This is a genomic window from Idiomarina aquatica (assembly GCF_004362895.1).
GTDB lineage: Bacteria > Pseudomonadota > Gammaproteobacteria > Enterobacterales > Alteromonadaceae > Idiomarina.
In genome coordinates this window covers 205,404-215,602 of sequence record NZ_SNXI01000003.1, presented here as the reverse complement: position 1 = coordinate 215,602, position 10,199 = coordinate 205,404, and the positions used below count along the sequence as shown (strand labels likewise).

Annotated in this window: 7 protein-coding genes; 2 read left to right on the top strand and 5 right to left on the bottom strand. The window is 45.6% G+C overall.

The annotated features are described in order from the left end of the window. Positions 1-55: 55 nt before the first annotated feature. From DEU29_RS14265 to DEU29_RS04195, 5 genes are read right to left on the bottom strand one after another with little or no spacing between them, the layout of a single operon-like run. Positions 56-304 (bottom strand): hypothetical protein, encoded by a 249-nt coding sequence (locus DEU29_RS14265; protein WP_166635874.1) that lies wholly within the window; start codon positions 302-304, stop codon positions 56-58. Continuing rightward, positions 297-1,616 carry an SMODS domain-containing nucleotidyltransferase gene (locus DEU29_RS04210; protein WP_133538999.1) on the bottom strand — a complete coding sequence of 440 codons (1,320 nt, stop codon included), beginning with the start codon at positions 1,614-1,616 and terminating at the stop codon, positions 297-299. The genes DEU29_RS14265 and DEU29_RS04210 overlap by 8 nt, the downstream gene beginning before the upstream one ends. 1 nt (position 1,617) lies before the next feature. Then, positions 1,618-3,036: a restriction endonuclease subunit S gene (locus DEU29_RS04205; RefSeq protein ID WP_133538998.1), complete on the bottom strand. Its 1,419-nt coding sequence runs from the start codon at positions 3,034-3,036 to the stop codon at positions 1,618-1,620. Continuing rightward, positions 3,026-4,741, bottom strand: coding sequence for a type I restriction-modification system subunit M (locus DEU29_RS04200; RefSeq protein ID WP_133538997.1), 1,716 nt, complete (start codon positions 4,739-4,741; stop codon positions 3,026-3,028). The genes DEU29_RS04205 and DEU29_RS04200 overlap by 11 nt, the downstream gene beginning before the upstream one ends. Positions 4,742-4,768: 27 nt before the next feature. Then, positions 4,769-5,650 (bottom strand): WYL domain-containing protein, encoded by an 882-nt coding sequence (locus DEU29_RS04195; RefSeq protein WP_133539010.1) that lies wholly within the window; start codon positions 5,648-5,650, stop codon positions 4,769-4,771. 503 nt (positions 5,651-6,153) lie between these two features. Here DEU29_RS04195 and DEU29_RS04190 point away from each other — a divergent pair. Beyond that, entirely contained in the window at positions 6,154-8,766 is a 2,613-nt protein-coding gene (locus tag DEU29_RS04190) for a TonB-dependent receptor plug domain-containing protein (protein WP_133538996.1), read from the top strand. Positions 8,767-9,071: 305 nt separating this feature from the next. Further along, entirely contained in the window at positions 9,072-10,175 is a 1,104-nt protein-coding gene (gene fic, locus DEU29_RS04185) for a protein adenylyltransferase Fic (protein WP_133538995.1), read from the top strand. Positions 10,176-10,199 lie beyond the last annotated feature (24 nt).

Here is a 10,199-nt window from a genome sequence, read left to right as displayed (position 1 = left end):
AAAACTAGACCAATCCGATCACTTAGCGTAAAAAGAGGGTTATGAAAAAGAACGGCTAACAGGTGATCGGATAACTCCGGAATCGCTGTTCGGAATCACCGAAATACGCAAGTACGCTAAAATCAAAAAGTGTTGTTATTAAACCACCAGTTAATACTGCAGATAACACTATTTGCCAAAACTTAATTTTTTTGAGCTTGTCGACCAATATATCTGCACATTTCTCGTGAGTTTTGTGGGAGTAAACAACTCGGCCGTAACACTCCCTTAGCTGACCTTCTAAAACTCTGTTTGATTCATTCATAATCACTTCCATCCGCTACTATGGGTACATGAATTCGATCCTTAGCGACAACAACATTGTTTTGAACTAAATAACATTCCACAATGTGTTTTCCCAGAAAATCGCTTTTTTCTTCTTTCACTCTCCGCCCGCCGTCAGGCACTATTTGTCCTCTTATACAATTTCGTTTTTTGGCTACATCGCCCCTGTTGAGTACTTTCCAGTAGACTTGACTAGCCCCTTGGATAAATGGAAACTCTTTTACCCAAAATCTAAGTTTCTTATCAGCCTTCAAAGGTATTTTTCGGCCAAGCATTTCTCTAAGTTGAAACTTTCGAAAGCCTCTTTGCATGACCTCGCAGTCGATTCGAAGTTGGTAGCGGATATCAACCGAAAACTTATCCTCGATAAACTCTTCGGTATTGGTCCAAGACTTTTCCTGATTAGCCTCAAGCGCTTCCGTAGACAGCTTCTCAGCAGCGGGAAAAGGACGACCATAGAGCTTTTTCCATTTATTATTTTCAGATTGTGTACCTGAAGACTCGATCGCGTCTTTAGCTAGCTTATAAGCTTTCTGAGCTTTCTTTTGAAACTTCTTCTTCACCTTTACGCGTTGTCGGCTACCGGGGGCTGCGTATTCATTTTGTTCGGGTAGCTCAGACAGATATTTGAAGAAATCACGACTCATCCAGTCATAGAAGCTATAACTTCTGGTATCGTATTCATTGGTTGAGTTTAGAAAGTTATAAGCTAGCGTGTCTATTAATAACCCACCCATAGCCATTCCGTGCTGGTTTCTCCACGCCCTTACCATTTTGCAAAGTCTTTTGAGGTTGGAGTTCTTTTGAGTATCCATGTCATTCACAGCATCCATTTCGTCTCTAGGCTTCGTTATTTTCCAGGACCCGCTGTTTTTTGTGTCTGGATATTTGTAGCTGCAATCATCTTGTTCGAATACGGGCTGAACCTCGACCTGGAAGTTGGTGTAAGTTACCGTCACAACTAGACGGTCAACTCGAACATTTGTGGATGGGTACCGCTTTAAAATGGCATTTTTTGTATCTTTTAGCAGCTTCGACTGGCCGCCAGATGTGTTATAGGTTTCCCATTTTGATTTGGGCATTATATAAAGCATGTCCAAATCAGAAATTCCGTTTATACCGGTTTTTCTTCCAAATGAACCCACCTGAAGGGTATTGTTTGTTTTTGACTCAGAGTCACGAAACTTTTTATTAAGTGCTGAAGTTATTTCCCCGTACCTCAGACTTATCGTTGAAGTATTACTGATTGCAAGGTTGCCGACAAAATCTGAAAACATCTCTGAAGTGCTCATTTTAATCAGTTTCCACTTCGTTGTTGTGGGCTTGCAAACTTCCCGACAACAGCTTGGGGAGCAAAGAGTCTCGAATGAGTCCTAGTGAGTGAGACTCCCTGATATTAATTTCGATTTTTGAATATAAAGGTCGAACTTGCTTGGAAAAGGCATCAATAATTTCCTTTTTTGGCACAATCACGGGAATCACCTTAAAATTCTTTTTACTGATTTCAGCGAACGTCGTGCCACTAGCTCGATTTTTTATTTCGTCCATATGCTCGCTGCACCATTGAAGAGTGAATTCAGGAGATAATACTTTTTCACACTTCATGGCAATGTAACCCTGATTAACTGCTACAGGTAATTTCGTTAAAGCTAAATAGCCGACTGGTGCCCTAGATGACATCAAAACAGTATTAATTGGGAGAAGTCCTGAGCTTATTTTTGCTAATCCAGCTTCCGTAACCTTACGTTGGGTATCAACCAGAACCTTGTCAGTCAGGTTTGACAGGTCTCTAGGTGATGTCCAAGCTATATCTCCACCATCCCAAAATTCAGGGTTCTTAGTCGAGGGTGTTGCCCCACCCACAACGGTCACTTCCTTTCCAATGTCGCTTGAGCTCCACCCCTCCGGAATCTCGCCCAATTCGGTGTCTTGCATGGCGGAGGGGAAGAGTTCGGCGGTGGTGCGGAGTTGGTTGTAGTGCTCCGGGTCTTCGGTTTGGAGCTGGGTTAGTTGCGCTTTGTTTTTGCCGGATATGGCTTGCATGGCGGCGAGCAGGGCGTCTTCTTCGCTGCCGCCGGCTTCTAGTGCGTTTATTTTGGCTTTTACCGGCTCGAAATCGACAAACCAGCTTTTGAAGATGGCTTGGGCGATTTGTTCTAGGGTTTGGTTGAGTTGTTGATTAATAGAAATTTTTTCGTCTAGCGACTTAAGAACCAGTGCTATTTTTCTTTGTGTTTCAAGAGTAGGTAAGGGGATTGATAACCCCTTAATGGTAGGAATGTTCGTATAACCTTGCACTGAACCGCTATTGTGCGATGAGTGCTGAAGTTTAAAAGATTGACTAGATACAACGTAATACAAAAACTCCGGTAGAAGTTTCTCCTGATTTGGTCTTAAAATCGCAACCGAACTAGAAAAGCCAAAATTATCGGACTCTTTGTATAAATATGCATTGCCAAAAGTACCAATGATGCCCATCAGTATATCTCCGGCTTGTGGCCGTCTGGTTGATCGGCTATTGGCAGGAAATAGACGTTCAAAATCATCTTTTGAAATATAGTCAACTTTATCTAGCTGAATAAGCTTACCGTTACCAATATTTTTGGAAGTGAGGTAAAGGACACCTCTCTTTAAACGTTTTACTTTGCTATGAGCGCCATCACCAACGTTGCATACATCACCAATCGCTACTTTTTGAAGATCAGAGCTCATACCCAAGCCCCCCAAGGTTACGCTTAATCTCAGCTTCTAGTCGCTCGCTCTCAGCAAACTGCTCGCTTAATTGTGCGGTTAGACGTGCCATTTTCTCATTGAAGGGCTCGCCGTCGTCTTCTTGTTCTTTTGCGCCTACGTAGCGGCCTGGGGTAAGCACAAAATCGTGCTTTTTAATGTCGTCTAAGTTAACGGATTTACAGAAGCCGGCGATGTCTTCGTAGCCTTCACCTTGCTGCCACGCATGAAAAGTGTCGGCAACTTTGGCGATGTCGTCATTGGTAAAGTCGCGTAATACGCGGTCTTTCATGTAGCCGAGTTCGCGTGCGTCAATAAACAAAAATTCGCCGCGGCGGTCGCGTTTTTTCTCGTTTCGAACCATGCCGTTGGCTTTGTCCTTGGTTAAAAACCAGATACACGCCGGTATTTGGGTATTGGTAAATAGTTGGCCGGGCAGGGCAACCATGCATTCCACTAAGTCTTCTTCAATGAGCCGCTTACGAATTTCGCCTTCGTTGTTGGTGTTCGAGCTCATTGAGCCATTGGCCAGCAAAATACCCATGCTGCCGGTTGGTGCCAGGTGATGTAGCATATGTTGTACCCAGGCAAAGTTGGCGTTACCTTTTGGTGGAGTGCCATATTTCCAGCGCACATCATCGGCCAACGATTCGTTCCACCAGTCTTTTACGTTGAACGGTGGGTTCGCCATGACAAAGTCGGCGCGAAGATCAGCGTGTTGATCGTTTAAAAAGCTGTCGGCGTTTTTCTTACCAAAATTAAAGTCGATACCTCGTATGGCCATGTTCATAGCCGCTAAGCGCCAAGTGGTCGGGTTGGACTCCTGGCCGTACACTGAAATGTGCTTTCGCTGCTCGGAGGCGTCGTAGTGCTGCTCTTTAGCGTGCTCTTCAATGAACTTATCGCTGGATACAAAAAAACCGCCAGAGCCCATAGCAGGGTCATACACACGACCGGAATAGGGCTGCAACATTTCGACAATCAGCGTAACGATGCTTTTCGGCGTATAGTACTGGCCGCCTTGCTTGCCTTCAGCGAGTGCGAACTGACCCAGGAAATATTCGTAAACGTGACCGAGAATATCCTTGCTTTGTAAGTTAAGGCGCTCACCACCGAGCTCTGGTTTGGTGAATGAGGTGTCCGAGAAGGTGTTAATAAGACCAATGAGCTTCTCGTTTTCTAACTGATATTGGCTGATGCGGTTAAGAATGCCTTTGAGCTTACTGTTACTTTTCTCGATTTCTTCCAAGGCGTTGTCGATAAGCCATGACACAGAGCGCAATTTCACGTCGTTACCGGCATCGTCCTGCCACAAAACACTACCAATAGGCAGTACGGCTTTTTCTTTTAATGTGCTCCAGCGGGCCGCTTTGGGCACCCAAAACACGTTGGCTTCACGGTAATAATCGAGCACTTCCAGCTCTTCGGTTAAGGCCTCCTGGTACTCTTCGTCACTGTCGAAGTCATCGCGCGGCAGGTAGTAAAGGTTGTCTTCGTCGTCGGTTTTGAAAAGCTCAAGTAATTGCTCCTGACGCTCTTCAAAGGCGTCTGATACGTACTTTAAGAAGATAAGCCCCAGCACGACGTGTTTATAGTTGGCGGCATCTAAATTAGCACGCAGTTTATCGGCGGCTTTCCAGAGTTTGTCATCGAGTTGCTTTAAAAATTTTTGCTCGGTGTTGTCCATGTTTTATGACGTCCTTTTAAATAAATTTTAGCGGGCGGGCGAATTGTTTTCGTAGCCCGGCGCTATCGCTAAATTACTGGTGTTCATTAAACTTGCACGGTTACGCAACCACAACTGATATTCGGGACCTTTTAATGTGGCCTCTTCGGTGCAATCGACATTCCAACGACGTAATAAATAGCCGGCCATGGCAGCACGAACATCAATGGTTAGTAAACCATTTTTCATGGCGTAGTCCATCTCAATAGCTTTGGGAAATTTAACGTTGTTGGGGTGCGGTGTTAATTGCAGGGAAATCATCCGTTGCCATTCGGTATCGGAATTGCTGTCTTCACCAAATTCGAAATTGCCAATGAGTTTCACATTACTAATTCGGGTTAATACGAAATCGCGAAAACTTTCGGTTTTTCGATCAAACGCGCGAACATGCCAGCGCATGCCGTTATCAACAATTGAGTGCGGTACGATTTCTCGTTTGCCGGAGCCACTGCTAAGCGATGTGTAATTAATTTCGAGTGCGCGTTCATTAAGTATGGCTTGCACTGTTTTAGCAACAACAAAAATGTCCGGAACGTTCAAACTAGAAGGTGCTTCAACCGGAAAATGTAAATCGCCAATGGCGTCAAAACCATCGGAAATATCATTCGCCAATTTAATTAAACTGCGTTTGGCGTCATGGTCGAAAAGCGGTTTAAATTCACTGGTCTGGAAGTAACGTTTTTGCTTAACGTCGTATTCAAGATTTTGCGGTGCTAATTCTTTGTAGAGGTTAAAGTCGCGAGAGCCTGCCGATAACCCAACTTCGAATCGTTTAATTAAGTCCTGGCGGTAAATCGAGCCTTTAAATAGCAAACAAAAATCAATATACGCTAAGCGCTGTTTTTGCGAAAAGGCGAGTTTCTCCAGCATCATCCATGGCCACTTTTTATCGTTATTTTCGTCTTAGTGTGGTTCATTTTGGTGTGCATGTAAAGTGGTTGGGTGGTGGAGCGTAAAAATGTATCAGGGCGGGGATTTGTACAACAGAGTGGTGACAGAAGCTGGATTTCGAGCACTTCCTCTGGCATCAATGTGTCCAAAAACAGGATCAGTCACCACTTTGTTGTACAGAAGGTCGCTTTGGCAATTTGCGGTAACCAGGTGTTTTGCCACCACATACTAGGTTCCGTACAACAGATAGTATTTATTACTAAACATAGTCACTGAAACCGACTAGCGGAGGAATGCTAGGTAGGACTATCAACTGCAACTAGCCTTTCTGCCTTTGTTAAATTAAGGTCGCGAAGCTATTCCTCTTTGATTATTTTCCCCCAAACAACGATTTCCCCTTTACCTCCACTATTAATCTCGCTTATGCTTAATAGCCGTTTAGACGTCTAAACGGCTTATTTGTTTATTTTGTGAGGTATTTAATGAAATCAAAGTTCTTTACGTTATCAGCTGTTGCCGCTGGGCTTATCGCTGCATCGGCATCCCCAGCTCTGTTAGCCAATGATGCTAGCTCCGAGTTGGAACGCATTAGTGTTACGGGCTCCTACATTAAACGGACCCAAAATGAAGACGCCACGCCGTTGCAGATTATTGATGCCAGTGACATATCGGCCAGTGGTGAAATTACGCTTACGGACTTGCTGCGCGACTTAACGGTGAATACCGGCAACAGTTACGACGAGCAATACACCAGCAGTTTTTCGGCGGGCTCGGCTTCGGTTGGTTTACGCGGCTTAAGCCCCAAAAACACGCTTATTTTGGTGAATGGTCAGCGGGTCTCAAACTACGGTTTTTCGCTGGGCACTCAGGACACCTTCGTTGACTTAAACGCGCTACCGTTAGGCGCGGTGGAGCGCATAGAGGTATTGAAAGACGGCGCTTCTGCAGTGTATGGCTCAGACGCTATTGCCGGAGTTATCAACATTATTTTGCGTAACAACGTACAAAGCTCCCAGTTCCGCGCGGGTGTCGGCGGTGCCAGCGAAGGTTCATTAACACAATACAGTGCAGGCGTTATCAGTGGGTTAGGCGACATAGCAGACGACGGCTATAACCTGACATTCAGCTACGATTATCTGACCCGCGAGCGTTTAAACGCCGATGACCGCGACTTTACCCGTTCCGGAGACTTTCGCGACAAGTCCGGCGGGCGTTTGTCTGACTGGTCATCGCAGGGCGGTAACTATTTAAGTGATCCGCAGAACCCTCAGGCTTTTGAGAACTGCCCTGGCCATTCTGAGAAAAGAGACCGAAGCGATTTTACCCCCGGCGCAGACGGTCAGGTGTGTGCCTTTAACGCTCAGCCATACAACACGCTTCAGCCAGAAGTTGAGCGACATCAGTTCTCACTGCAGGGCACTTTGCAACTCACCGACGACATACAGGCGTATAGTGACTTTCTGTACAGCAATAACCGTTCAAGCCACGTGTTTGGCGCGCCGTTAAGTGTCGGTGCCGGACTGCGGGCTTATAATCAGGAAACCGGCAGTTTAGTGGATATTCCGGTGGAGTTACCGATCGGGCATCCGAACAACCCGGGTTCAGAGGCTTTACCTTTTGAATACACGTTTTTTGATGTAGGCGAGCGCGTAAAAGCCAATAAACAAGACTTTCACCGCTTTCTGGCCGGTGTTAATTACCGAGGCTTAGACTGGGACTGGTCGGTCAATGTGCTGAACTCACAAAGCCGCCAGCGCGAGTACGTTGATAACTTTATTAACCGCTACACTTTTGAAGATGTGCTGGCCAGCGCCGAGTATGACTTCTTTAACGGCAATAACGACGCAGAAACCATTGAGGCACTGCGCATTGATACGCGTCGCCCGGGGTTTTACGAGCTAAACAGTATTAACGCCAATGCCAGCACCATTTTAAAAGAGCTGGATAACGGACCACTCAGCATTGCCTTTGGGGTCGACTGGCGTGAAGAGGAAATGGATGCAGGAACCTCGCCGGAAGTGTTATCAGGCACCGAGCTGCGCCCAGCTATCAACCTAATTAAAGGGAAACGACAAGTTGCCGCTGGCTTTGTCGAGCTGGACGTTCCTGTTGTCGAAAACCTGAACGTAAACCTGGCCGGCCGTTATGACCATTATGATGATTTTGGTTCGGCCTGGTCACCTAAAGTGGCGTTTCACTATGTATTAGGCGACGACTGGTTGCTGCGCGGTTCCTGGTCACGTGGCTTCCGTGCGCCATCGCTTCCGGAAATTGCAGAAAGTAACACCATCAGCTATGGCTCGGTTATTGACCCAAGTGACCCCATTGATCCGGGTGTACGCCGTGGTTTTACGCAAGTGCGCACGGGTAACTCTGAGCTTGATGCCGAACGCTCAACCAACCTCAATGCCGGTATTATCTGGTCTCCGCAAAAAGGTGCCAGCATAGCTGTGGATGTATTCGAAATTGAGCAGGACGACATTATTGCGCCCGACAACGCGCAGTTCATTATCAATAATGAAGACCAGTACGCAGACCGCATTCAGCGCGACGACGCCGGGCGACTGCAAATTATCAGCAACCAGTACCGCAACCAGGGCACCCGCTCTACCCGCGGCTTTGATATTGATGCGAACTACCAATTGCAGCTAAGCAATTCTACACTTCAGTTTCAGAGCACCTGGTCACGGCTTTTAGAGTACGAGCAGGCATTAGTTGCCGGTCAGGAACCTACTGATGGCGCTGGCAGTAATATATTAGGCGCACTGCCCAAATGGAAAGGCAATAACCAACTGCGTTGGCTGGTTAGTGACTGGCAATGGGGTGTTAGCCTTAACTACACCAGCAGCTACAAGCAGCAGATAGCCACGCAAAGCAGTAATCCGGGGTTACACAAAAAGGTTGATAGCTACTGGCAAGTGGATTCACAGCTGGTTTATCAGGGTTTTGGTAATACTCAGCTGACCTTGAATATCAGTAATCTGTTCGACGAGCAGCCGCCGTTTGATCCGGCAGGCGGAGCCTACGGATACGATATGACCCAATACAATCTGCGCGGTCGTACAGCTAATATATCTGTTGTTCATAACTTTTAACTTACCCTAACAGCAGGGCCTGGAAATTTTCTTCGGGCTCTGTTTTGTAAACCAATCCTGAATTCAGATAATAACTGTAGTGGCAAACTAAATTTGGCCACCTAATTAGAGGTCTATCATGCACCAAGAGACAACTAGGCTGACATAGTGGGGGGTTAAGGCTTGGTATGTCGATGATATCGACCTAAAAATAATTCATGTCGAAAAAATAAGAAAAAATCGACACATTAAATTGATATGTCGATCGGAACGACATAAACTGAACTCATCGTTTATTTATGTCGATTTAAGCTGGAAATTTAAACATGACTTGGCAAGCAGATCAGCCGTACAATCAATTACCGACATTACCACCCAACCTAGATGTCATAGAAACTAGGGCTGTGCTGAAGGCCTGTATTTCTGCACGTGCTGCTGTAGCGGAGTTAAAAAAGGCTGGAGAGCTCATTCCCAACCAAAGCATGTTAATTAACCTGCTGCCTTTGCTTGAAGCAAAAGATAGTTCAGAAATTGAAAATATTGTTACCACGACCGATAAGCTTTTTCAGTATGCGCAAGGGGGTAAAGGTGCTGATCATGCAACCAAGGAAGCATTACGTTACCGAACCGCGTTATACCAAGGCTTTATACAACTTGAGAAAAAGCCGCTATGCACAGCGACGGCTATTGAGGTATGCAGTACCTTAAAGCACTCCGAGATGGATATTCGTAAAGTACCGGGGACTTTTATAGGGAACCGAACGACAGGCGAAATTATCTATACGCCGCCAACCGGAGAAGATGTGATTCGGGACTTGTTAACCAACTGGGAGCGATTTCTTCATAATGACGACGATCTGGATCCGCTGATAAAGATGGCGATTAGCCATTATCAATTTGAAGCTATACACCCCTTCTATGACGGGAATGGCAGAACAGGTCGTATTTTAAACGTTTTATACCTTATTGAATCGGGTCTTCTAACACTGCCTATTTTGTATTTGAGTCGCTTCATCGTTCATAATAAGCAAGACTATTATCGCCTCTTGAACCAAGTCACTAAAGATCAGAGCTGGGAAGAGTGGTTGTTATTTATGCTAAAAGGTGTCGAGCAAACCGCAATATGGACCGGTGAAAAAATTACAGCGATTAGAACGCTCATGGAAAGTACAACCGATTATGTAAAGGCGCAGCTACCGAAAATATACAGCTACGAGCTTGTTCAGCTTATTTTTGAACAGCCTTATTGCCGTATTAGCAATCTGGTTGAGCGTGATATTGCAAAACGTCAGACCGCTTCAACCTATTTAAAGCAGTTAGCCGATATTGGCGTGCTGCAAGAGGTCGATTCAGGAAAGGAAAAATTATTTGTGCATCCGCGATTGATGACGCTAATGACAAAAGACAGTAATCGTATTAAACCTTTTTGAAGCAAACTAATCTCAAGCGGTAGT